General features: G+C 36.1%; 19 protein-coding genes and 1 riboswitch. Of the genes, 11 read left to right on the forward strand and 8 right to left on the reverse strand.

What is annotated here, in order from left to right; genetic code table 11:
- Positions 1-248 precede the first annotated feature (248 nt).
- From ZPR_RS15055 to ZPR_RS15065, 3 genes are all read left to right on the forward strand, one after another.
- Positions 249-1,475 (forward strand): MFS transporter, encoded by a 1,227-nt coding sequence (locus ZPR_RS15055; protein ID WP_013072585.1) that lies wholly within the window; start codon positions 249-251, stop codon positions 1,473-1,475.
- Positions 1,476-1,713: 238 nt separating this feature from the next.
- Entirely contained in the window at positions 1,714-2,148 is a 435-nt protein-coding gene (locus ZPR_RS15060; RefSeq protein WP_049771456.1) for a hypothetical protein, read from the forward strand.
- A gap of 34 nt (positions 2,149-2,182) precedes the next feature.
- On the forward strand, positions 2,183-4,585 hold the full coding sequence (locus tag ZPR_RS15065) for a WG repeat-containing protein (RefSeq protein WP_041578974.1): 2,403 nt from the start codon (positions 2,183-2,185) through the stop codon (positions 4,583-4,585).
- A 229-nt stretch (positions 4,586-4,814) separates the two neighbouring features.
- Here ZPR_RS15065 and ZPR_RS15070 read toward each other — a convergent pair whose 3' ends face one another.
- Genes ZPR_RS15070 through ZPR_RS15080 form a run of 4 tightly spaced genes read right to left on the reverse strand, consistent with a single transcriptional unit; the run spans position 4,815 to position 10,632 of the window.
- Positions 4,815-6,269 (reverse strand): SusD/RagB family nutrient-binding outer membrane lipoprotein, encoded by a 1,455-nt coding sequence (locus tag ZPR_RS15070; RefSeq protein WP_013072588.1) that lies wholly within the window; start codon positions 6,267-6,269, stop codon positions 4,815-4,817.
- A gap of 3 nt (positions 6,270-6,272) precedes the next feature.
- Positions 6,273-7,745 carry a TonB-dependent receptor domain-containing protein gene (locus ZPR_RS23725; RefSeq protein ID WP_013072589.1) on the reverse strand — a complete coding sequence of 491 codons (1,473 nt, stop codon included), beginning with the start codon at positions 7,743-7,745 and terminating at the stop codon, positions 6,273-6,275.
- On the reverse strand, positions 7,733-9,370 hold the full coding sequence (locus ZPR_RS23730) for a carboxypeptidase-like regulatory domain-containing protein (RefSeq protein WP_013072590.1): 1,638 nt from the start codon (positions 9,368-9,370) through the stop codon (positions 7,733-7,735). The genes ZPR_RS23725 and ZPR_RS23730 overlap by 13 nt, the downstream gene beginning before the upstream one ends.
- 5 nt (positions 9,371-9,375) lie before the next feature.
- Positions 9,376-10,632, reverse strand: a complete 1,257-nt coding sequence (locus ZPR_RS15080) for an alkaline phosphatase family protein (RefSeq protein ID WP_013072591.1) — start codon at positions 10,630-10,632, stop codon at positions 9,376-9,378.
- 166 nt (positions 10,633-10,798) lie between these two features.
- Between ZPR_RS15080 and ZPR_RS15085 the strand changes: the two genes are divergently transcribed.
- On the forward strand, positions 10,799-11,398 hold the full coding sequence (locus ZPR_RS15085; RefSeq protein WP_013072592.1) for a TetR family transcriptional regulator: 600 nt from the start codon (positions 10,799-10,801) through the stop codon (positions 11,396-11,398).
- Here ZPR_RS15085 and ZPR_RS24105 read toward each other — a convergent pair.
- Together ZPR_RS24105 and ZPR_RS15095 are read right to left on the reverse strand one after the other, a co-directional pair.
- A complete protein-coding gene (locus tag ZPR_RS24105) occupies positions 11,376-11,633 on the reverse strand; it encodes a CBU_0592 family membrane protein (protein WP_041578975.1) in 258 nt (85 codons plus the stop codon). The two genes, ZPR_RS15085 and ZPR_RS24105, sit on opposite strands and share 23 nt — an antisense overlap.
- 352 nt (positions 11,634-11,985) lie before the next feature.
- Positions 11,986-12,441, reverse strand: coding sequence for a hypothetical protein (locus ZPR_RS15095; RefSeq protein WP_013072594.1), 456 nt, complete (start codon positions 12,439-12,441; stop codon positions 11,986-11,988).
- Between the two features lie 305 nt (positions 12,442-12,746).
- Between ZPR_RS15095 and ZPR_RS15100 the strand changes: the two genes are divergently transcribed.
- From ZPR_RS15100 to ZPR_RS15115, 4 genes are all read left to right on the forward strand, one after another.
- Entirely contained in the window at positions 12,747-13,913 is a 1,167-nt protein-coding gene (locus ZPR_RS15100; RefSeq protein ID WP_013072595.1) for a hypothetical protein, read from the forward strand.
- A 270-nt stretch (positions 13,914-14,183) separates the two neighbouring features.
- Positions 14,184-14,594, forward strand: coding sequence for a Fur family transcriptional regulator (locus tag ZPR_RS15105; RefSeq protein WP_013072596.1), 411 nt, complete (start codon positions 14,184-14,186; stop codon positions 14,592-14,594).
- Between the two features lie 304 nt (positions 14,595-14,898).
- Positions 14,899-16,092, forward strand: coding sequence for a GTP-binding protein (locus ZPR_RS15110; RefSeq protein ID WP_013072597.1), 1,194 nt, complete (start codon positions 14,899-14,901; stop codon positions 16,090-16,092).
- A gap of 39 nt (positions 16,093-16,131) precedes the next feature.
- Positions 16,132-16,941 (forward strand): hypothetical protein, encoded by an 810-nt coding sequence (locus ZPR_RS15115; protein ID WP_013072598.1) that lies wholly within the window; start codon positions 16,132-16,134, stop codon positions 16,939-16,941.
- A 305-nt stretch (positions 16,942-17,246) separates the two neighbouring features.
- On the opposite strand, the gene ZPR_RS15120 is transcribed toward ZPR_RS15115, so the two are convergent.
- Positions 17,247-18,659 carry an alkaline phosphatase gene (locus ZPR_RS15120; RefSeq protein WP_013072599.1) on the reverse strand — a complete coding sequence of 471 codons (1,413 nt, stop codon included), beginning with the start codon at positions 18,657-18,659 and terminating at the stop codon, positions 17,247-17,249.
- 287 nt (positions 18,660-18,946) lie between these two features.
- The gene (locus tag ZPR_RS15125; protein ID WP_013072600.1) at positions 18,947-20,095 is read right to left on the reverse strand and encodes a hypothetical protein; all 1,149 of its coding nucleotides are present in this window, start codon (positions 20,093-20,095) and stop codon (positions 18,947-18,949) included.
- A 107-nt stretch (positions 20,096-20,202) separates the two neighbouring features.
- Positions 20,203-20,414, reverse strand: a riboswitch (cobalamin riboswitch).
- Between the two features lie 30 nt (positions 20,415-20,444).
- Between ZPR_RS15125 and ZPR_RS23445 the strand changes: the two genes are divergently transcribed.
- The 3 genes from ZPR_RS23445 (at position 20,445) to ZPR_RS15135 (ending at position 25,704) form a co-directional block, all read left to right on the forward strand.
- Positions 20,445-20,609, forward strand: coding sequence for a hypothetical protein (locus ZPR_RS23445; RefSeq protein ID WP_013072601.1), 165 nt, complete (start codon positions 20,445-20,447; stop codon positions 20,607-20,609).
- Between the two features lie 500 nt (positions 20,610-21,109).
- Positions 21,110-24,184 (forward strand): SusC/RagA family TonB-linked outer membrane protein, encoded by a 3,075-nt coding sequence (locus tag ZPR_RS15130; protein WP_041580043.1) that lies wholly within the window; start codon positions 21,110-21,112, stop codon positions 24,182-24,184.
- A 17-nt stretch (positions 24,185-24,201) separates the two neighbouring features.
- Positions 24,202-25,704 carry a RagB/SusD family nutrient uptake outer membrane protein gene (locus tag ZPR_RS15135; protein ID WP_041578976.1) on the forward strand — a complete coding sequence of 501 codons (1,503 nt, stop codon included), beginning with the start codon at positions 24,202-24,204 and terminating at the stop codon, positions 25,702-25,704.
- Positions 25,705-25,711 lie beyond the last annotated feature (7 nt).

Consider the following 25,711-nt stretch of genomic DNA (forward strand, 5'->3'; position numbering starts at 1 on the left):
GGACTAATCACACTTCAGCTGCTATAAATAATAAAGAAACTCTGCTATTACGATTACCAAAACAACATTCTGCCGTAGCGACCTCTTAAAGTTCCCAAAGAATGATACCAACACAAAGATTTGGAATATTCAACATCTCAAATAAGCATGTAATTATATTTTTTAAAAGAACTGAAAGACCGCTCTATAAATTTCGACTCAAACCTCAAAAATTAAGCTTTTATTTGTTGCACTCTTAACCCCAACCAATGCATTTAAGACAAGCCTCAGAGAACCGAAAACAAATCGCTACAGTCATCACTTTTTTTACCATTCCCCTATCAGGATTCATGACCGATATTTATTTGCCTTCCTTTCCATCAATGGCACAAAACCTTTCGGTTTCTGAAAAAAGTATTCAGCTTACATTAACCTGTTTCTTTTTAAGCTACGGTTTTGCCCAATTAGTTGTAGGTAGTATTTTAGATAGTCTAGGCCGTTATAAACCAATATTATTTTCTTTAATTGCTTTAATCATTAGCAGTCTCGCGATTACCTGGACAGATCAGGTTTGGCTCATCTGCTTTTGGCGAATCGTACAGGGATTAGGAACTTCGTTTATCGTTGTGGCAAAAAGAGCCTATTTTGTAGATCTTTACGATGAAGAAAAACGGAAGTACTTTTTAAGCTTTTTTACTATCGTTTGGTCATGCGGACCTATAATTGCTCCCTTTCTTGGTGGCTATTTAGAGAGTTTATTTGCATGGCAGGCCAATTTTTATTTTCTCGCTATTTATGCAGGAGCTTTATTTATAGCTGAATTATTTTTTAGCGGAGAAACCATTAGAAATGTAAAGAAATTTAACCTGAAAAAAACTTCGATGCTTTATATGGTTATGCTTAAAAACAAAGCCTTTGTATTTGGGATTTTAATTTTGGGAATGGCCTACTCTACCGTTATGGTATTTAATATTGCCGGCCCATTTGTGGTAGAACATCACTTTGGTTTTAATGCTGTAACCACCGGCTACTGCACGCTTATTCTTGGAATTTCCTGGATGATAGGGGGAATTATAAGCAAGACGTTTTCTAAACAAAACTTTTCTAGAAAATTAAAAGTATCGGCTTTTACACAAATCATACTACTTGTTCTATTTGTGATCGCTGCTGCTCAATTAGACCAGTTATATCTTTTAATCATTTTTGCATTTTTGATCCATATTGTATCGGGCTTTATTTTCACCAATTACTTTACACAGAATATGATCTATTTCCCGAGCAATGCAGGGATAGCAGGAGGTTTAATTGGCGGATTGCTTTATATTATAACCTCTATCATAAGTTTTTTAATATCATCTTCAGGAGAGATCGCGAGTACCTTCGATATGTCCATACGCTATTTAGGTGTTGGCATTCCGCTGGTTTTGGTTATTTTTTATTCTACTTTTTTAATTCTGAAAAAACAACAGAAAAAAGCTAAAATCACAACAGTCTGATCTTTGAACTTTAAGCCAAATTGAACTATAAATTGAAGGTAATTTTTAATGCTACACATTACTACCGACTAATTGATAGACTTTTTATTAAAGGCTTAAAATAAGTTATGCCTGGAGATCCTTTCATTTTCACGGAATTCAGGGATGTGGCCCTTTATTTATTCCGCTACATTGCATAATATATACAAAGCATCATTGGCTATGATCATTTTCCGGATACTCTAAATTGATAATCAAATTGAAAAAACCAAGGTCTCTTTTGAACAGGCATGTCGTCATACTAAGTGCGGGGTTATTCATAGCTTCGCTATGCTTTAAAAGCTACTGTATAGAAGATAATTGTGCAGATGCTATAGGATCTTTTATTCTTGGAACAATAGGCTTTGTAATGGGTGGTGCCCTGATCTGCTGGTTAGCAAATCCCTTTATATTTTTGTCTTGGATTGTCATTAAAAAGTTTCCAGTACTCTCGTGGATACTAAGCGGAATTGCCTTATCAACAGGCCTTTTATTTATGACTTTTGACCGTATCATCATAAACGAAGCCGGACATTATAGTCCAATAACAGGTTATGCTTCAGGCTACTGGATCTGGATTATTAGCATAGCTATAATATTTTTATGGAATAGTTATAAACTTCTGTATAAGCGGTTTGGTATATTAAAAAAATGAAACTATAGAATTGATGGAAATTTGCTTCAACAAAATGTATAAACGCATCCTATTAAAACCAGTTCAAAGAATTCAGATTGTATTTTTTGTATTTCTTATAATTTGTTTTGAGTCCTGCTCTTTACCTAAAAAAATAAATACTACGGTAAAACCTGGAAAAGGAAAAACCCCAGGTTTAGATACGATGGTATATTCTAAATCATCTGTATTTGAAAGAGGATTTGCCCATGTAGAAAATGATAGTACAAATTTCTATATCGATACCACCGGACAGCGTATTTTCGATACTATTATAGATGAATATCATCCCATAGACAGTATTATTCCAACCGGCGCCGGCTATGTTAGTTTACGCAAAAACCAAGACCGCTTGTTAAAAATTGTTAGCAATAAAAATTCCTACGGGTTGGTTGATGATAAAGGAAAAGAAATTATTCCAATAGTCTACGATTTAATTCAATTTCATTATAAACGCTATCTCTCACTTTATAGAAAACAAAAAATGACCTTTGCAGATAGTTGGGGGAACCAGTTATTACCCTTAAAATTTGAAGAAGTAAGATTTTTAACCAACAGGTACTTTGATGTAAGTAAAGGAAATAAGTGGGGTGTTTATGATAGCAAAACCGATAAGTTAATCATCCCAATCGCCTATGATGATATTGACTATTGTGGTGGTTGTGGTCATAAGTCATCTTACATTTATGCCAAGAAAAATGGTAAGTGGGGAATTATCGATTTTAATAATAATATATTAATTCCTTTTAACTATGATCATGCGCATTCTAATATGCGAAGTGACCAGTGGGTCGCTTCATTTAAAAAAGAGGGTAATAATCTTATTATAAATATTCCTTCAAGTAAAGAGTTTGATGATTCTGAGTTTAATTCCCTGGAAATTATAAACGGAGTACTCATTGTCGAAAAGAACGACAAACAAGCGATAGTTAATAAACAAGGCGTACAAATTTCTGATTTCGAATATGATGAAATATCAGCTTTGTATACTAGCTTTCAAAACGAGGCTTACCTTTCTGTAAAGAAAGATGGCAAATACGGTATTCTCGATACCCTTGGAAAAACTATTGTTCCCCCTATCTATCGGGAACGAATTATCCAGATAGGTGATTATTTCTACATCAAGCAAAATGGCAAATATGGCGTATTAACTAAAGAAAATGAAGAATTACTCCCCATAAAATACAAGCAAATCACCGAAATCATCCGACAAACTGCTGAAGGAAATGAAAAGATTGTGTTTCAAATAAAAAATAATGAACTTAAGGGCCTATTTTTTCCTGAAACTGGCGCACTGATCCCTCCCATATTTGACAATGTGCGAGTTTATCATAAAGATCAGGCGTATTATGATAGTGATTTTCCTCCGCAGTTGGTACAAGTCGTAAAAAATAATAAAATAGGCTATTATACGATCAATGGTGAAGAAAAACTATCTCCTTCTTATACTGATATTAGTTTTCTCGGAAAAGATATGGCTATACTGCGTAAGGATAAAGAAACTCAAACCGGCCTATATGATATCAGGCAACAAAAAGTCATAATTCCCTATATTTATGATAACATGAGCAAAATTTCCCATAATCCAGAGCTGATCATGGTTATCAAAAACCAGAAAAATAATAAACCTGCTTATGGAATTTTTAACACCAAAGGCAAGGAAATACTTCCATTACAATACCAAAGCATACAACAGCTTTACCAGCAAAACTTTTTATTGCAGCAACAAGATGGTGATTATTTACTCTGGAATGCCCAAAAGCAAGAAAAAGAGGTATTAGCCTTCCAAAAGGTGAGCACCATAGAAAATTATCCTATTTTAATAGTAGAAAATGAAAAAGGAACAAATCTATATGATGTAAAAACAGGAAAACTATTATTGGATAATATGATGAGTAAAATCATTCGTCTAAACAATGGCCAATTCGCAGTATTTGCTAAAAATGACCAGGACCAACTAAAATACGGATATGCCAATAGCCAAGGAGAACTTGTTGTTCCTCCAATATACGAGCCCGATAATGCTTCCACGGTTTATGATCTTCAGTATCGAAATTATTTCCCACTCTTTAAAAAAGATGCTGTTTCAGATCGAAAATTAATTGGTTTTGCCGACTTTGATGGAAAGATTTTAGTAAAACCTGTATACCATAGTGTTTTCCCTGAGGTTAATGGGAATGGTTTCATCACCGAAATAAACAGAAAGTTTGGATTGATTTCAGCGTCTGGAAAAGAGCTTTTACCCCCAAACTATGATATTAACCCGTTTAGTTCCTATCGTCCTTATGGCAATACTGCAGAATTCAATTTCCCCCTCATGTTTGGTAAAAACGGACAATGGCAATACATTCAAAAAAATGGTAATATTTTACCGATAAGCTCTAATGAGGTGATTGAATTTATAAAACGCAGGCAGTAGTTTCTATAAAAGCTTTCATTAAAAAACTCAAGAAATTTTACTCTTATCAATACAATTAAAAATGTTAGAGAGCCACTTAATCCAAACCGCTATAAAAAAACAGGAAGCATTAAGCTTCCTGTTTTTATGCAATTATCAACCTGAGTTTAAAAATTAAATGCTCTGATCCCGACAGTTATCGAAACAGCACCTCATCATTACTATTTAAACCTGGCGAAGATCATTTATTTTAGTTAAGCAACCACATTTGGGCATTGATATCATCACCTTCAGAAAATTGTCGGTTAATGGCTTCCTCCAGATGCTCAGCGTTATTTGTTGCTTCATCCATTGGATACATCCAACGCTTAGGAATTCTTCCGTTGTTTAAAATCCCTGCTCCGTCAGTATTGAATTCTGGAAATCCAGTGCGACGTTGTTCAAAGAATATTTGCCACCCGGTATTCATAAACATCGAAATATACTTTTGCTCCAAAATCTTTTGAATTTCATTACCAGCATCTAAATCAATACGATCATTATCAAAATAATCTTCAGGCATTGGTGTCTTGAAAAAATCAAAAGAAGCCGCTACTCCATTTCTATAATGTGTTTCAGGATCTACAGCAATCCAGGAACGTACCGCAGCTTCAGCAATAATAAATTCCTGCTCCCAGTAGCTCATTAAAATGCTAGGCTCGTTAACGGGATCGAAAAAATATCGCTCTGCAATCCTACTCGCTTCTCCCGAAACAGCTTTTGAAGTATTTATATTTAAATCTTCACTACCCTTCAATCCTCCGTAGGATTCAAAGTCATTCATATCATCATCAGCCGCAGTTGGTTTAGGTTCTGCAAACCTAAATAATCGTGGATCTTCAAAATCTTTCAATTTATCGACAAAATTTTGTTCCATATAATAGGCTGTTTGTAAATCGTTATCATTAAAATATGGATAACGGTTATCCTGAATATTAAAATAATTTAAAGCTCCATTATCAGAATTTGATGTCATTAAAGGATATTGAGCCGGATTATTAATGATTTCCTGAAATCTTGACCTAATATTTAAATCACTATCTCCCGTCTTATTGGATAAACTCATCAATACCCTTAAATAATAAGCATTAATAAGTTTTCGCCACTTTAATTTATTCCCCTTAAAAATAATATCCCCTACAATAGGTTCTTGATTTTCGGCTAACGCATCAGAGACCGACTTTAGATCATCCAGTACGCTTAAATAAATACTCTTTTGAGAATCATACACCGGTTGATAAATAGCTTCAGTAGCTAAAACAGCTTCAGTATAAGGCACATCTCCAAAAGTACGGGTAAGATCGATTATAAAATAGGAATTGAAAAAACGTCCCAGAATTTGATAAATCTCGATCCCTGCTTTTTCAGATTCTTCCATCATTTTTTTAACTTGTTTCAAATCGTCATACTTTCCAAAACCCGAGCGCTGCCAATTATAATATTGATTAGAGTTAACGCCATTAGTATAGGATAAATATCGACTGGCAAGCGCACTGGATAGACTAACATTATTAAATGCTTTTGTTTGTATGTTGGTTAATAATAATTCTGGACTAACCGAAGTCGCCCGATTAGGGTCTTCCTGCAAATCCTCAATTTTACTACAACTGGTAAAGTAAAAAAGTGGCAGTAGCAATAATATGATAATAGCAATAATACGTTTCATGATTTAAAATTTTGCGTTTAGGTTAATACCAATGCTTCTGGTGGCCGGTGCCTGTAAATTATCCCTTCCGGGATCTGGATCTACATTTGGTATTTTAGAAGAAAGCCATAAATTACGCCCTATAAAAGATAAGCTTAGATTATCAAAAGGTAATTTAGACAATATATTTTCTGTAAAATTGTAACTTAAGGTGACCTCTCTAAGCTTAATAAAATCCTCTTTATAGTAGTGGTAATTTTTATTATAACCATTACTGGTGGTCTGCATAAAGTTGATGTAGTTTACAGGAACATCATTAGGAGCGTAGGTTCTGGTATCATTCAAAATATTTCCGTTAACATCATAGCTAACATTCCCTCCTACTACTTTAACTCCGTTTCCTATAAATGTACTTTCTCCATTATTGGCATCATCACGATATTGATTAACCGTACCTGGTGACGTACCTCCCCACCACATTTTTTGATTGGTGGTTGAATACATTAAACCGCCTAAACGGCCATCAAAAAGAAAAGATAAGGATACATTCTTATAAGATATGGTATTTGAAATTCCATAAGTAAGATCTGGCTCATTATAGCCAATAAACCTGGAATAAGGATCTGATACGGGATAGCCGTTTTCAAAAATCACCTCTCCCGCTTCATTGGTTTGATATACCCCTGCGTAAATTTTATCTGTACGATCGCCCACACGAATAAATCCATCGGTTTGTTCACGATCACCATAAATTTCTTCCTGATATCTGCGATACTGACTTAAGTTAATTTGGGTATTCCATCTAAAATTTTTGGTCTTTACCGGTGTACCGTCCAGTACAACTTCAATTCCTCGACGCTTATATTCGTCTCCATTCAACAAAATACTATTGTATCCGCTACTCTGGGAAATAGAACTGTAAATTAAATTATTATAATCCCTGGTTTGGTAATAAGCGACATCTATTCCTAAACGGCTCTGTAAAAATCTGGCGTTCACACCTACTTCCCAGGTATCAGAGGTTTCGGGTTTTAAGTCGGAAGATAAAAGCTCATTTCCAAAATAGGTAGAAGGTGTACCATTCCAACTGGTTCCCTTGTCGTATGCCTGAATGTGATTATAAGGATTATTCCCTATTTTACCTTCAGAAACCTGGGACCAGGAACCCCTTATTTTTCCAAATGTCATCCATTCTGGTGTATTCAGCAATTCGGTAAATACCAGTGAAGCGGATATAGAAGGGTAAAAGAATGAATTATTAGCTTCTGGTAATGTAGACACTTTATCATTTCTCCCGGAAAGGGATAAATAAAATGTATCATAAAAATCAAAATCTACAAATCCATAAAAACTGTGAATAGTCTCTTTTTCTTCCCTATTGCTGGCGATAAAGGTGACTCCAGCATTATTATCCAAATTGTAAAATCCGGGAATATTTAAACCATCTGTAGCCGTAGAATGGTTGGTAGACTTACGGTAATAATTTACATATGCCAATTCCCCCAGAAACCCCCAATTTGATTTGCAATTTGATTTTCATATTTCAAACCAAAATCAGTAGTAATATCAAAATAAGTAGCATCAACTACCGTAAAATTACCTCTTGAACGCGCACCATACCCAATATAACTCTTGGGCTCCTTATAAGTCCTGTTTAAGCCATAAACATTAGTGCCTCCACGACCTTTTAAGCTTAAATGAGGAGTAAGTTTATATTCTATATTTAAATTTCCAAAGACATTATCTTTACTATATCCACGCTGATATTCATAGGCCTGAAAATAAGGATTATTATAATAGGAAACATTGAAATGACGCTGCTGGTATCCTACTTCACCTTCTCTCCAGTAATTTCTTAAATCACGGATATCCACATCTACTCCCGTCCATAGCACGAGGTTATACAGGTAATTAGTAGGTCCATAACCAACTTCAGGAAAATTATCCGTATACTGTTTATTGTAAGTCAATGCAGAATTTATCGAGAGGTTTTCAGAAGGATTTAAACTTCCGCCAAGGTTAAAAGACGTATTATTTAAATCGGTATTAGGAACAATACCTTTTTGATAAACATTAGAGATAGATGTTCTAAAACTCGCTTTCTCACTTCCCCAGTCTACGCTTACATTATTAGTCTGAATCAATCCTGTTCTAAAAAAGTTTTCGATATTATCTGCTCCTCTGGATACATACGGTAACGGAATAAGTTCTCCGGTATCTGGATTAACTTCACTATTATATTGTGGTGTTTCAAAATAGCCACTAGGAGTGCTAGAATCTAATTGATCTAAGCGTGGCCCCCAAATCCAGCCACCACCTTCAGTTCCAGAGCCACTTCCGTTTACGTAGGCATAAACACCCTGATTTCCGTTTCCATAAGTGGTTTGAACCTCAGGAACTTTTATAAACGAAGGCTGGAACATGGTCGAATTATTTACGGTAACCGTAAGTCTTCCTTTTTTTCCTTTTTTTGTGGTAATCATTATCGCGCCGTTACGCCCTACCGATCCATATAATGCCGATGCTGTAGCTCCTTTTAAAACACTTATGCTTTCGATATCATCAGAATTAACCTTCCATAAATCGGTAGTACGATCTGGAATACCATCAATAACTAATAACGGACTCGCCCCTCGCAGACTAATTTGTGGATCCTGAAATAAATCTGTAGAGTTTTGAATATTTAATCCCGCAACCCGTCCGGTAAGGGAATTAACAAAATTAGGTTCTTTTGCTTTTTCCAGTTGCTGCCCATCAACTTCCTGAACAGCATAGCCTAAAGCCTTTTTCTCTTTCTTAATTCCTAAAGCGGTAACCACAACTTCATTCAATTGGGAAGCATCTTCTGCTAAAACAACATCAATAATTGTTTGATCTTTTACAGCTATTCTTTGGGTGCGAAAACCCATGAAAGAAAATTCCAACGTATCACGGGATGTTGCTTCAATGCTGTATTTCCCATCAAAATCAGAGATGGTCCCCTCTGATGAATTAAGTAATAGTACGTTAACTCCTCCTAAGGGAATTCCATCATTATCAGTGATTTCACCGGTAATTTGGTTTTGGGAAAAACCGATAGTCGTTGCTAGTAAAAGCAACAGTAGCGTAATTTTTTTAGTCATAATGCTTAATTATTTGTTTGGGTTGGTGTGATCCATGTATTCAATCTATGATTGGGAGTTTCCATAAGTATTTTATAGATATCAGCTTTCTTCCCTATATTAAATTCAGCTGTTCCATTTTTTATTTTTGCACTCCCTAAAAGCTCATATTCATCCTTCGCGCCATATTTAACGTTATTGGTCCTGGCCACATAAAATTTTGCCGGAGTATCAGTATCGGAAAGTGCTTTCCAATTTAGTTTTAAAGTAGCTCCATCAAGATTCGCTGAGAGTCCTACAGCATCCACCATTCCCAAAAGGGGAACCCCATCCAACTCTTCTTTAACTGAAGTTTCCGGATAAAGCTCAAGAAAAGAAATCATTGTGGGCAGTATATCCACGATACCCGGGATTTGCTCCTTAAAATAGCTATTCCCCTTTTTATTCATCGCAATCCAGGTGCTGCGTTCACGATCAGATTGCCCCCCATGACGTTTTCCATCTTTAGCAGTTCGACCATGGTCTGTGGTTACGATAAAAAGCCAGTCTTCATTAAAATTGGACTCTCTATATTTTATAGCTTCATAAATTTTTCCAATAAGTTCATCCTCAAATGTGATCGCATTATACAGTTGGGGACTATCCCCATACCCATGTCCCATATCATCAGAAAACTCCAGATAAACCCAGGTTAAATCAGGTGCCTCATTTTGGATATACTCTGCAGCCTGATAAGCTACTTTCTTATCTATATTCTTAATGTACTCCCGGTATGGATCATGAGGAAAGTTTAGGGTATCTTTTTCGAAACCATCAAAAGCGTAGTCTATCTTTAGAAAATTCGTACCTACTAGATTCTCACCTAGCAGTTTGGTACGGTTATCTTCCCAGGTAGAAAAAATAGCGGTTTGTTTCTCTGGAAAATCATTGGTAAAAAGCCTAAAAATACTTGGATAATTATAGTTAGGCTGTTTAATTTCATTTCCATATACATTGTGTTTATTAACCCAAACGCCAGTTAATAGACTATTATAACCCACCGCAGATATTGTAGGGGTTTCTGAGTAAGTTCCTTTTCCTCCGCCTACATAAGCTTCAGAAAAATCACCTTTTAGTGAAATTGCATCAAGATTTGGTGTGCTTGTCTTTGGAATCATATCTGCTGCGATCCCATCTACAATGATAAAAACGAGCTTTTTTTCTTTTTGGCGATCTTCCTGTGCAATCATCTGATAGCTACATAAAAGAAGCATCATGGCCATGGAAGTGATTTTAAATTTCATGACAATTATTTTAAGTTAAATTTTGCACTCCAAATGTATAGTGAAGATTCAATAAATTGAATGAACGTTCAATTAATAAAAGTTTACTTTAATGTTCCCTTTATGTTACTAATTATGCAGCATTAGCTTTTGTTAATCAAATTGGTATATTTGCTTAAAAAGTCTAGTGGGGCGTAAAAGTTTAAGTGTAAAAAGGCGTAAGGAGATTATTCAATCCTTTTATAGAATTGCTAAAAAAATTGGTCTCGAAAATACCTCAATTGCCAAAGTTGCAGAAGAAATGCAAATTAGTAGCGGACTGGTGATGCACTATTTTAAAAGCCGCGACGAACTTTTAATTGGCCTTAATGAATATATTCTGGAACGTCACCTAAATATGGTCAATGCTATAGAGTATGGAGTTATGGATAATAGAAAAAGCCTGGAAAACTTTATTACCGACCTATTCTCCAGAAAGTGGAATAAATATTTTGATGATGGTGTTTTTTATAGTTGTTATGCCTTAATTTATCGCAAAGAAGATTTTAATACCAGTTTTAGAAAATATCTGGAAAAACTTCACCAGGTATTACAGATAAAATTACTCGAAGCTAAAAATCTAGGAGTGATCTACAACGATAATATACCTGAAATTACGGAAGTCATTTTTGCCCTCATCGATGGATCCTATTACTACCTTGGAATGTTTAATCAAAAAGATCAAACTTATGAGCAACAGGAAAAACTTTATATTAAATACGCAATTAAGCTTTTGGATTTTTCTTAGGATGTTTTATAATCCTATATATAGCAAATAAAGCTATTAATGCCCATACAATATTCACAAGGATATTCGGAAAATCTTTCAAAGTTGCTGCATTGATAACCAAACACAGCCCTCCTATAACATTTAGTATGTGATATAACGGCCTTTTGGCTGATAAATACCCTGCGCTAAGAAGAAAATAAGCAATGATAAAAATTATTGCTCCGCACCAACCTATAAAACTTATGAATGTCATTGTAAAAATTTATACAAAAAATTTAAAAATTCAGCTTTTATACTAATAGCGTTCCACTCACGCATTATAAGTCAATATATCAAATTTTAAATTAGAATTCTTGATTCAAGAGGGTAACCATCCCTGTGTTATTATACTCCTTATCATTGCCATTAAAGAAAGTTTTTGCAAAGGATCCCAGGATCCGAATCAAGAGACAAGTCTTAAAAAAAGAAAATTCCACCAAGCTGAAAATTGGATAAACCAAAATCTACTCTAAACCTTTCAAATTCCGTGCGACCTTCTCCCTCTTCCTTAATTTTCGCATAACGCAAAAGGCCTGTATTCACTTCAAAAGCAAATCTCTTATGAATCAGATACGAGAATCCGGGACGGATATTTGCACTATAACGCTTATAAGTAGCGTCCTCAGCTCCAGAATAAGGAATTTTTTATGAAAATATTCAATAGAACCCTTTAGGTTAAAAGCCAATTTGTCGAAAATTGGAAAATAACGCTGAATAGTGGGAGCGATGCCTATACCATGAACTGAACCCTCTTCATTATCTAAATTGGTGTAAGTATAACTCAAACCTACACCTACCAACCAATTATCCGAAAAACTATAAGTAAGATTTGGGGATACTTCCAAATTTATAGCATCAGAATCTGTAGCAAATTCATAATAGGAAGTGTAACTGTTTAAACTGGAAAATGAAAAATGACCGCCCAGTCCCCAACGACCTTTTTCAATAAAAATCTCACTTTTTTCCTGAGCATAGCTTAGCTGAGATAATAGAATAGCTGCTAAAAATAATAGTCTTTTCATGATGTATTTTTGACAGGTCAATTATAGCTGATATGATCTGATAATGATATTGGTGGGGATTAAGTTTAAGTTAAATAAACTGTTAAGCCTAAAAAGAAATGGTATTCACTATTTGAACAGAAAGGAAGTTCAGTTTAAGCTTTTTTGTCTCTATCATTTTTAGCGACCGCAAATAAGAATACTTCTATTCCACCTAGAGAATCGTTTTAGTTTTTAAAGAATTTTGAATATTGAATTCATTAATTTAAATAAAGCAACAAAGTTGCGTTTAAAAATAAAAAGAGTTATTGTTGCAAAAAAAAACAATGACCAAATTTTATGTAAAGCGTATGGGACAGTTCGCCCTACTGCTATTTTTATTCAGTGCTTGCGATAGCGATGATGACTTTATGATTGACACTGGTGCCGAGAAAGTACCGGAACCACCAAAAGAAATTGAACCTGTAGGGTATCTGGCTCCTCTTCAATTGCCAGATACCATAAAACTTACTTATGGGGAAGATTTTATTGGTAAACTGCCAGAAGAGTATCAAAGTCAGAATGTAAGTTTTGAACTGCAATTTCACAGTGAAAATATCGAGATAAGCAGTGAGAAAAACCTGGAGCAGGTATTGGGAACGGGAATTTATGTAGAGGAAACGACAAATAAATTGATGATCGATAGTCAGCAACTCTACCCTAATAATTTTAGTTCTTCGGTTAATGGCAATAGGTTACCTGAGGCCTATGAAGTAACATTAACCGCTAGCGCCTCCCCAACTTATTTACCGGTTAGCAAAACATTTTTCCTTAAAATTGCTCCCGCCAGTGTTCAAATTGAAGAAATGGATAATAGTATGGCCATTCCTTTTGCCTATCAAATGTATAAGGATAGTGATGCTATAACTTATCATCTCTCGACAGCAGGTTTAGGTCTCGAAAATACAAAATGGCAATTACATCAAAACGGACGACCAGATCAGAAAGTAATACTACAGGATAACAAAGTATCATTTGCTGAAAAACCTGGAGATCCAGATCAGGAAGCAGAGTGGACTTACGACCTGGTTGCATCTTTAGAACGCAACGGATTTACATTGGCCACACGACAGTTTCGTATACGCTTTATTCCTGAAATAAAATTCCTGTACGGTATGTATTATGCAGATCTAAACCTAACTATTTATACCAATCGATTACATATCCCCCTACATAAAGCTTACCAGTCATCTGCTCCCCAAATATATCCTGAAAAATATAAGAAATCCTTTTCTATACTAAGCATAGAAAAAGATGGGACTGTATTTAGCAACGAGGAAGAAATCATCAGCATAGATCCTGAAACAGGACAGGTTAAGGTTGCTCATAACCACAGTTTAAACGCGGGTGAGTATCTTATTAAAGTTGAAGCGCAAACAACTACAGGATTAAGTTTTAAGACCACTCTTACCTTGATAATGTCTCAGGCTTCAGAAGACAACCATGAGCATTAAATGAATTACTCTTTTCATTCTATTTTTTGATATTAAAGCAGGCTATTGCGGCCTGCTTTAATATTTTAAAACATTAAGCAATAACTACATGACTCCATGCAAAGTCGGTAAGCTTTAGATCGAAAAAGCGTTGTGATAATTTCTATGAAGTAAGAAACCCATTGGCGTTAACCACTAAGGAATAAGGATTAACCGAATTAGTTATTGAGGAATTAAAAATTTTCTGTTCTTTAGATAAAGCTTAAATTTACCCTACCAAATAGGATGATAATGAAAACTGCTGAAGAAAAGAAAACCCGAAATACGAAACATCAAAAAGCCGTTTTAGAACTTTTGAAAAACGCAACAAAAGCATTAACAGCAGATGAAATAAGAGAAAAATTAGCCGATAATATTAATAAAACTACGGTTTATAGAATGCTCGATCGTTTTGTGGAGGCCGGAAAAATTCATTTTGTTACCGGACAAAACGGAAAATCATTTTACGCGTTATGCAAAAGCTGCAAGGAAGAACCTCCTAAGCATATTCATAATCATCTGCATTTTCAATGTGAAATTTGTGGAAAAGTAGAATGTCTACCCGAAACCTTAAAAGTACCGCAACTTGACAATTACACGATCAGAGAAACACAGTTGTTACTTATTGGTACTTGCAAACGCTGTATGAATAGCACTAATTAAACTAATCGCTTCTTAAAATTTAGGGGTTGTTGGAACACTTACTAATTCCGATTTTTCAAGTGCCTGGTAAAACATATTTTCAGGCTATACCTGCATATTCTTGTCCAGATTTACTGGAATGATATTTAAATGCTAGTCTTTAAATTATATTTTTAAAACGAATTAAATGCTCCATAAGAGGTTAGAAGAAAAGACTATATAATGGCTGTTTCATCAATTACATATTACCAAAAAAATATAATGCAACAAAGTTGCTTTAATTAATTCTCTTTTATACTTTTGAGGCATGTCAAGTAACAACGATATGCAAAAACTTCCGGTTACCGTACTTAGTGGCTTTTTAGGAGCAGGAAAAACAACGCTACTCAATCATTTACTTCATAATCGCGAGGGAATGAAACTGGCTGTGATTGTTAACGATATGAGCGAGATCAATATTGATGCGCAATTTGTCGAAAATCAGCATACGCTCTCTAAAACCGAGGAAAAACTGGTTGAAATGAGCAATGGTTGCATTTGCTGCACCCTTAGGGAAGACCTGATGATCGAAGTGGCTCGACTGGCAGAAGAAAAAAGGTTTGACTATTTAATTATTGAGAGTACAGGTATCTCTGAACCGATTCCTGTGGCGCAAACCTTTAGTTTTCAGGATGATTTGGGCCAGTTTAATTTAAAAGACATCAGCTATATCGATTGTATGCTCACAGTGGTTGATGCCTTTAATTTTCTGAATGACTTCTCGAGTGCAGAGCTTCTAGAGGACCGACAATTGGCCAGCGATGAAGAAGATCATCGTAGCATTGTAAATTTACTGACAGATCAGATTGAATTTGCAAACGTCATTCTGCTAAACAAAACCGACCTGGTATCATCGGAAGAGTTACAGCGGGTTCATAGTATCATTAAAGCTTTAAATCCTGACGCGAAGATTATTGAAACCCGTCATGCGCAGGTTGATTATAAGGAAGTTATTAATACCGGTTATTTTGATTTTGAAAAAGCAGAAGCTTCTGCCGGATGGATCAAAGAACTGGAAAATGAGCATAATCCGGAAACGGAAGAATACGGCATCAGCTCGCTTACCTTTAAACACAAAGTACCTTTCCATCCCGAACGCTTATTTAATTTTCTCATGGAGAATTTTCCACATGGAATAATCAGGAGCAAAGGATTATTTTGGTTGGCTTCTCGCCCAGATCAGGCGCTTATTTGGAGTAGCGCCGGGGGATCCTTTAAAACAGATCCTGCCGGAGTATGGTGGGCATCAATGCCATTTAATCAGCGCATCGATCATCCGGTATTTCTAGAAAATCAGGAAAACATAGAGCAAAATTGGGATCCCAAATTAGGAGATCGTAAAAATGAGTTGGTCTTTATTGGCATAAATTACGATAAGGAAAAACTCGAAGAAAATTTAAATAACTGTCTTCTAACGAATTCGGAAATGATCACATGGCAATCAGGAAGTTTACAGCTTCAGGATGTATGGCCTGTTTAAAATAACTAAACCAAAAAATAAGTACTAAAAATCAACAACATGAACTACAAAATCTTACCTCTTTATGCTGCAGTAGCCCTGCTTAGTTTTTCTTCCTGTAAGAATCAGGATAAAAAAGCAAGTGAAAATGTGCAAGTTGAAGAAACATCTCAGGGAGATAGTATTTCGCAGATTACGATTGAACCTTTACTGGATTCTCCTGCTTTTAGTGATGCTAAACTTTCTTTAACTGCCCCATCAGGTGATCAATTTTCCAAAAATACGATTGATTTTAAGTTTGAAGTAGAAAACTACGAACTAGGAGCGCAAACAGATAAAAACGAGATTACTAAAACTTTAGCCAATTCAGATAAAGGACAGCATATTCATTTTATCGTGGATAACAATCCTTATTCGGCGCACTACGAACCCAACTTTTCTAAAGACTTTTCTGAAGGTACACACCATATTGTTGCTTTCTTAAGTAGATCCTATCATGAATCGGTTAAAAACGCAAATTCTTTTGTCGCAAAAACCATTGAAGTAGGGAATTCACCTCAACGACAGTCCAATGTAGATCTCAATAAACCCACCTTAATTTATAGTAGACCAAAAGGAGAATATACCGGTAAAGATACCCAAAATCTAATGTTGGATTTTTTCCTGTTAAATACCGAGCTTTCAGAAAACGGCAACTATGTTAAAGCCACCATTAACGGCGAAAGTTTTGAGATTACGAAATGGCAACCATACATTATTAAAGGGCTACCTAAAGGCGAAGTAAAGATCAGGCTACAACTTTTAGATGCAGATGGCAAGCCAATCGAAGGCGATTATAATGATGTAACACGTAATGTTAGCCTTAAATAAAGAAAAAATCAATAACACAAGCCGGTAAAGTTTCATAATGGTTGGTTTTACAATTAATCACTTTTTACCTCCATCTTTACCGGTTATTTTTTAATGATGAAAAGGGGATTTTCAATCCCCTTTTTTATATATAACCGAATTTATATTCAATAAAATACCGTAGTACGCTTATTCATAGCATCTAATTTTGGACATTGAATGAATTTTCAAGGAAAGTTTGTATCGAATCACCAAAAATAGAAGCTTCGATACAACATCTCTTGCAAAGATTTCAATCAACCTCCGGTAATTATTTCTTGATTCCACTAAAACTTATCCTCTACTTCGGCGACTTCTAACATAAAGTCATGAAGCTCATAGTTTTTTACAAATGGCTTTAGTTGATCGCTGCCCGGGCCATAAGCGGCCAATTCTACGTAATCCCCAGAATGATCCATACTTATCCAGCCTATAGAGGTATATTTCTTCTGCATTTCAGAAAGAGGCCCATAAGGTAAATTACCGGTGTTATATAAACCTCCATTATTCTTTTGATAATAATTGAGAAGCACTTTTGCTTCTTCTTCGGTTATGGTTTGATCGCCATTAACACTCGCAACCATTTCCCTTATCGACGAAAATGAATTTGCTTTCTTTTTAATTTCCTCAAGCAACCAGGCATTGGTATGGGTGAAATCCTGTAAGTTGCTAAAGTTTTGATCCACATACTTCCCTTTAATTAAACCGGGATTAGCGTTTCCGTGATCTGTAGTAATAATAACAAGGGTCTCCCTGTCTTTTTCTGCAAAATCCATAACCTCTTTGATCGCTTCATCAAAAGCGATCTGATCGTATAACAATGCCGCAGCATCATTAGCATGTGCTGCCCAATCTACCTTTCCTCCTTCTATTTGTAATACAAACCCCTCATCATTGCTTTTAGATAAGTGTTGCACGGCTTGTTTGGCCATTTCAGCTAAGGACGGGTTTTTTTCTTTTAAGTTAGAATCATGAGCACGATCTATCGCGTACGGTAAGGCCTCATCTGAAAAAACGCCCAGGATTTTATTTGATCCTTCATAATCCAAAAGTTCCTTCCTCGTTTTAAAAACCTGGTAGTTTTTATTTTCAAATTCGCTGTAAAGATCACGGCCATCCTCCCGCTTATCGGCTGCAAAATTTTCGTTACCACCGCCCATCATAACATCAAATTCAATTTCAAGATAATCTTCAGCAATTTTATTCTGGTCTCCACGATTCTTTTGCATCACACAAAAACCGGCGGGAGTAGCATGGGTAATAGGAACGCTGGTCACACAACCTACTTTTTTACCAGATTTCTTAAACTTTTGTAGAATAGGAAGATGCTCTTCCCCGTTTGCTGAAACATTTAAAGAACCATTGGGAACTCGTTTTCCACCGCCCCAGGAAGAGCTGGCAGCAGCAGAATCAGTAACCATTGAATCTGCAGAAGCGGTGTCCATAAGGGCACGACTAATTTTTCCTTCACGGTATAAATCCAACCAATGACTTCCCGTACCATTCTTTACCTGTAAAAGCCGATCTGCCATATTTAGAGTACCGCTGCTCATCCCATCGCTTACCATAAATATGATATTCTTCGCCTTTTTTGGTGTAAAATCACTTTTGTTGTTCAGCCAGACACTTGGATGAAAATCGCTTACCAATCCCCCAAAAGCAAAAAGACTACTATTTTTAAAAAATTCTCTTCTTTTCATTTAACGCATATTAGTTGCATTAAAAATAAGGTGTTTTTTAGAAATCCATATTATATAGATGTTAACTTTTCTTTTTTATTCTGTGACTAACTTTAGTTGGCGTTCATAAGAAAGCATCTAAAAAAATTTAATGACAATTCCCCACCTGCAGTAATGAGGTCGTTTATGACATCTACTCCCCTGCTTTTATATAAAGGAGGTATAAACCGGATTAAGAAAACACCTAATATGTTTTATACCTTCTTAAGTTAGAGTTTAAAATTCATTCAGCGCTGTTGAATTGAACCTTATTCCAACATAGATAAATCTGCTGCTCCTTTTATTTCCGTGGAAATTTCTCCAAGCCAGCCTGCATTTCCCTGAGCTCCGGTATATACTTTAACAAAATCTATTCCTTGTAACTTCACAAGATTCATCTGCTCATCTACTGCCCAGTCAATATCCATGGTATTTCCTCCATAACTGGCATAATCTGCATCATAATTATCTACATACCCCCATTCCAAAGCATCAATACTGGCAAATCCATCTAAATTAATCTTAGGAAATACTCTGGTGCCCTGAAAGCTCATTTTGCTTCTTTCTTCTATGAATAATGGATAGTAGTTTTGAGTATGATATGCATTAATCATTACACTATCCTGTACGGCTTCACTATCTACCCAGGCTACATTGGCATATTCTCCCGGATTCGAGTAGGTAATTCCGTAACTAAATAGCGTTCCCTCTTTATAGTGAGCACTTCCGGCAAGTTCGTACCACTCATCATCAGCTAATCCATTTCCATTCGCGTCGAAAGACACCTTTACGATACCAGGCTCAGATAGGCCTTTCATTGCATTTCCATAGATAATGAAATCCTTATTTTCTTCACGATTTATAATTGTATGATCAAAACTGAAAATAATATAACCACCCCAGGCTCCTAAAGAAAGTGTAGCTGTTTTATCCCCTATTAAATCTATAGCATCTTCCATAGATCCATAAGTAGAGTTTATATACTGCCCCGGCGCCGGTTTATATGCAATTATCTTTGAAATAAATTCACTGCTATTCTCCGTTACCGGTCGATAATAAAGATCATAAGGATCATTGACCTTCAACCTGTAAGTTCTATGAATAGAATCAGAAATAGTGGATACCACCAGGTCGAGGATAAAATTACCGGCTTCCGTCGGGACAAAATTAAGACGTGAATCCCCAGAAAGATGCTGCCCCTCTAACCTCCAGTTAAAACGGGCTTCTTCCGGAAGATTTAGAATTTCAGGTTGGATAGTTAAAGTATCGCTACCAAGAAGTAATTCGTATTCTTTTTGATAGGATGAACTAGTAAATCCCATTGGAATACTAATCTCGTCATCATCATTATTACATGAGCTGAATAGAAAAAGTCCGCTAATAAGGATTAACAGTGAAAATGATAATTTTTGATGCATTTGTTTGTATTAAGATTAATAATTAAGTATCAACTTATTTACAAAACAAAACAAAGGGGTCTAAGGTTAGAATAGAAATCTACCCAAAGCAATAACTCCCGAAAGCTTTGTTTTTAAAACTTTCGGCAGGTCTTCTGACTCATTCCTCTTTCTAATCCTTCCCATCACTTATGACAGTGGAATACAACTAATAATTTAGAAAGATTTTCCGGCATTTTATCCGGAAAGAATTTACAGCAGCGGGAACTGTTCAGGGTTTACACCTGATTCCCTTTTAATACCATCCCAAGGAACAGTAACCGAAAATCGAGACAATGTTAACTTAAAAATTAGGATAACGTGCTATACTATGTATAAAAATTTTAGCTTTTTTGATCGTTATGGAGTGTATATGATGCGCAAAAACTATCTCAGCTTAAGCTCAAGAAGTAATTTAATCGATATTTTTTTGAGACCTAACGATCCTATCGCGATGATTAGTAAATGGGAACTTTTTATATGGATCATCGATTAAAAGCAGTAAATAGATGATTTATATAAGCATCCCCCTATTAATTCTTCATTCTGTTAGTTCAGGGCTTATTGCAAATCTTTAAAGCTTGGTCTTATAAAAATGAATTTATGTCTTTAAGTTTTTCAAAACTTCCGATAATACTTCAATATATTTTCTATTGTGCAATGATAGTATACCTCGAAAGAATGACAAGTATTCAGTTAAATAATTCCATAATATTATTTTTTTTAGACACTAGCGTAATTAAGGCTGTTAAATTCTAATAAAATACCAAATTAATTTCATTATAATGATTTTTATGTTAAAATAACAATCAATAACACTACAACGTTGTAGTTTTTGTTGTCCGTCGATTCACAGCTGTTGTTCGTCGATAATAATTTTTGAGATTTATAAGTATCAATAATTTCATTTTTGTAATAAAACGTTTTAGTAACATTTTATTATTTCCTTTTTTTCAAATTCTTAACCCAATTATGAAATTTTTAATCCAGATTTTTATGAGCAAACGACTATTTAGAGGGATGCTTATAGCGGTACTATTTTTATGTGCCCAGGTTTCCCTAGCCCAAGAAATTTCGATCTCAGGTACAGTAACCGATAATGCCGGTCCTGTCCCTGGAGCGAATGTAATTGTAAAAGGTACCACCAACGGTACACAAACCGATTTTGATGGTAATTTCTCTTTAAAAGAGGTATCTTCAAACGCTGTCTTAGTAGTAAGCTTTTTAGGTTATGCCACGAAAGAAATTCCGGTTGATGGCCGTGAAGAAATCAATATTGTTCTGGAAACCGATCAGGAATCGCTAGACGAAGTAGTAGTAGTGGGATATGGTACCCAACGAAAATCAGATCTAACAGGTGCTGTATCTACTGTTAGCAGTAAGTCTATTCAGGAAATGCCGGTAACGAACCCTGAGCAGGCGCTTGCAGGGAAAGCAGCCGGAGTAAACATCAGTACAAATTCCGGTCGCCCAGGTGGAAACACCAATGTTAGAATTCGTGGTAATAATTCCATAAATGGAGATAACGGTCCATTATACGTTGTAGACGGTGTTATAGGAGCTGGTCCTATTAACTACCTCAATCCTAATGATATTGAGTCCATCGATGTTCTAAAAGATGCTTCGGCTACCGCAATATACGGAGCCCGGGGAGCCAATGGGGTAATCGTAGTAACCACAAAAAGGGGAAGTTCTGGTGAAGGACGACTAAACTATAGCAGCTTTGTTACTATAGGTTCACTTGCTAATCGTGTGGATGTACTAAACGCCAGGGAATTTCTACAGGTAGAAATGAATTCCTATCAAAATGCTGAAAAATATGACCCGGAGGGATGGGACGCAGGTCGTTACGAAAATCCCATGAATTATAGAACTGATGATGCAGCCCGTCTTTTCGATGAGAATGGGAATCCTCTATACGATACCGACTGGCAAGATGAAGCCATGAGGACAACCGTTAGCACAAATCATAATCTCTCTTTCACCAAAGGAGATAAAGATAATTCGTACGGAATCTTCCTTAATTATGCGAATCAGGAAGGCTTGTTATTAAACTCTTATTTAAAGCGATACTCTGGGCGATTTGTAACCGATAACAAAATAAATGACTGGTTAAGTGTTAGCGGAGGTATGACCTTTAACCACGTAGAAGAAAACCGAGTGGACGGAGGTGTTGGAGGATTAACCCCATTGCGTATGATCGTGGAAACCCTTCCAATTGTTCCCGTTCAGTACGAGGATGGTTCTTATGGCACTAATGCAGATTATCCAAACATGGAAGGAGGAGAAAATCCCGTAAATTTATTACGAAACAGAGAAAATATCTTTAAAACACAAACCTTCCTTGGAAATGTAGAAGCGCGAATATCATTTACTGATGATTTACAATTACGTAGCAATATAGGAGCAAACATTATAAATACCCAGGAAAGCTTTTACAGCGGCCGTAATCTAAGACAGTTAAGTGCCGATTTTGACGGGGAAGCTTCCATAAGAAATACACGTAGTAATTACTGGCAGTTTGAAAATTACCTAAACTACGAGAAACAATTTAACGAAGATCATAGGTTAACAGCACTTGCGGGTATTGGTTGGCAACAATATGATTATGCTACCTCCTATGCCGGTGCCAGAGGTTTTTCTGACGATTTTTATAAATATAATAATCTTTCAGTAGGCGCCAATCCATTAACCCCTCAGTCTGAAGTTTACAAATGGGCAATGAATTCTTATTTCGGAAGGGTAAATTATAGCCTGATGAATAAATACCTATTTACAGTTACAGGACGATTGGATGGTTCCTCAAAATTTGGTAGTGATAATAAAAGAGCTTTTTTCCCATCTGCCGCATTTGCCTGGAAAGTTTCTGAAGAAAATTTTCTTGAAGACAGTAATACCATTTCAAATTTAAAATTACGTACCAGTTATGGTGAAACCGGAAACTCTGAAATAGGAGTTTACCAATCTCTTGCTACCATGAGTTCCAATGTGGCTATCCTTGGCGGTGAAAGAGCACCAGGGGTTGGTATAGGAACTCTTCCAAACCCTAATCTTAAATGGGAAAAAACTGCACAAATAGATTTTGGTATCGAACTAGGTTTGTTTAGAAACCGAATCGAATTACAAACCGATGTGTATTATAAGAAGACCACAGACATGCTGTTAAATGCACCAGTACCTTTTTCCAGTGGTTTTTCTAACATCTATACAAACATAGGAAGTATGGAAAATAAGGGACTGGAAATAACCCTGGACACCAGAAATATTCAGACTGACAATTTTAGCTGGACCACCACTTTTAATATCTCATTCAACAGAAATGAAATATTAGCCCTGGGAGAAGCTAATGACGATATTTTCCCCGGACCTTATTTTCTATCAAACACCAATGTCTTAAGAGTAGGAGAATCTGTAGGATCCTTTTATGGACTTATTCGCGAAGGGACCTGGGGACAATCTGAAGCTGCAGAAGCTGCCGAATATGGAGACTTACCCGGAGATGTGAAACATACCGACATCAATGGAGATGGTGCTATTAACGATGCAGACAGAGTGATAATGGGAAATGGTTATGCCGATGGATTTGGAGCCTTATTTAACACATTTACCTATAAGAACTGGGATTTAACCCTGGACCTCCAGTTTATGTATGGAAACGATATTTTAAACCTTTCCAGACACTCTGGAGAAGACAGAACCGGGCAGGCAAACAGTTACGCTACTGTACTAAATGGATGGACGCCGGATAATCAAAATACTTTAATTGCTCAAAACAGGCCCGCCAGAGCCAATTATACCTCGACCGTAGATACCAGAATGGTGGAAGATGGATCTTTTATTCGTGGCAGGAACCTGATACTGGGATATAACTTTTCGTCAGATGTTTTAGAACGTATTCATGTAAATCAGCTTAGACTCTATGCATCAATGCAAAATTTCTTCCTGATCACCGACTATACAGGATATGATCCAGAAGTAAGTACCTATGGGAATGCATTTGCACAGGGAATAACATTCTTTGGTTATCCAAAACCTAGAAACTTTACGCTAGGATTAAACATTAGTTTATAAATTTTAATAACAGCAGTATGAAATTTAATTATAGATTATCCTTATATACCGGTCTATTGACCGCATTGCTATCACTAAATAGTTGTTCTGACTTTTTGGAAGAAGAAAATAAATCCAATTATACCCAGGAAAATTACTTCCAAACCCCGGAACATGCTGAATCTTCCATTAACACCTTATACGAGCAGCTACGCTTTATCACCTCTGGGGCCGGAACCTATGGAGAGAGTCCTTTTATGGCCCTGGAATTCCCAACAGGTCTACTAAATACAGAAGTAGGACAAAGTCAATTTAACCGGGATCTTCGTACCCTCTCTACCAATGCAGAAAACAACTATTTTAGTGTATGGTGGCAAAATAGCTATGAAGCAATAGCCAATGCCAATTTGGCGATTCAAAGGATTCCGGAGATTCAGATGAATGAAACTGATCGTGAACACTTTGTGGCCGAAGCAAAATTTATGCGTGCTTTTCACTATTTTAATCTGGTTCGAATGTTTGGTGACGTTCCATTGATCCTCGAACCTGTAGATGCCGGTTCAGAATTGCTTTATCCTGAACGAACAGATAAAGCTGAAGTATACACGACTATCGTCACTGATCTTCAGGAGGCCGAAGCTGCCGATCTGCCAGCAACAAATACCAGGGGGCGGATTACCAGTACGGCCGTAAAAACGATGTTAGCCGATGTGTATCTTACCATGGCCGGATATCCATTACAGGCCGGAGATGAATATTATGAAATGGCAGCGGAAAAAGCAAAAGAAATTATTGACGCCGGAAATTATTCCCTTTTCGATAATTATGACGCGCTTCATGATCCGGCTATAAAAAATACAGGAGAACTAATTTTTCAAAGCCAGTACCTTGCCGGTGCTAATATCACCAATGCAGTAACTCAATGGTTATTGCCAAGAGCTCGTAATATTTCTGCATATGCAGACGAATTTGGAGTAATGTTTCCTACCCGGGCTTTTCTAGATACCTATCAGAATGATGACAGGCGAATTGAAGAAGAAGAATTTTACTATACCTCTTATCCTTCTTATGAAAATTCCGATCAGATTGTAGATTTTGGAACACCATATATTTACAAGTTTTTTGATGAAGACGCGGTCTTAAGAAGTGCGCAAAGTGAATTAAACTGGACTTTCTACAGATATGCGGAAATTTTATTAATTTACGCGGAAGCAGGTTTCGAAGCCTACGGTGCAACTCCTGAAGTATTAGCTGCAATTAATCAAATCAGGGATCGCGCCGAATTACCTGATTTTGATGCAAGCATCACGGCAGAAGATATCTGGACGGAAGGCTTACATGAACTGGCTTTTGAGAATAAATACTGGTTCGACATGCTAAGAAGACGCCAGGTATTAAATACAGAAACCGGTAACTGGGAAAATTTTGTAGGTCATTCATTTTCTTATGGCCCTACCCTAACCGAAAAGTATTTATTATTTGCGATACCTCAGCGTGAGATTGATAATAACCCCAAACTGGAACAAAATCCAGGTTGGTAGAACTTTA

It is taken from the genome of Zunongwangia profunda SM-A87 (assembly GCF_000023465.1).
GTDB classification, from domain to species: Bacteria; Bacteroidota; Bacteroidia; order Flavobacteriales; family Flavobacteriaceae; genus Zunongwangia; species Zunongwangia profunda.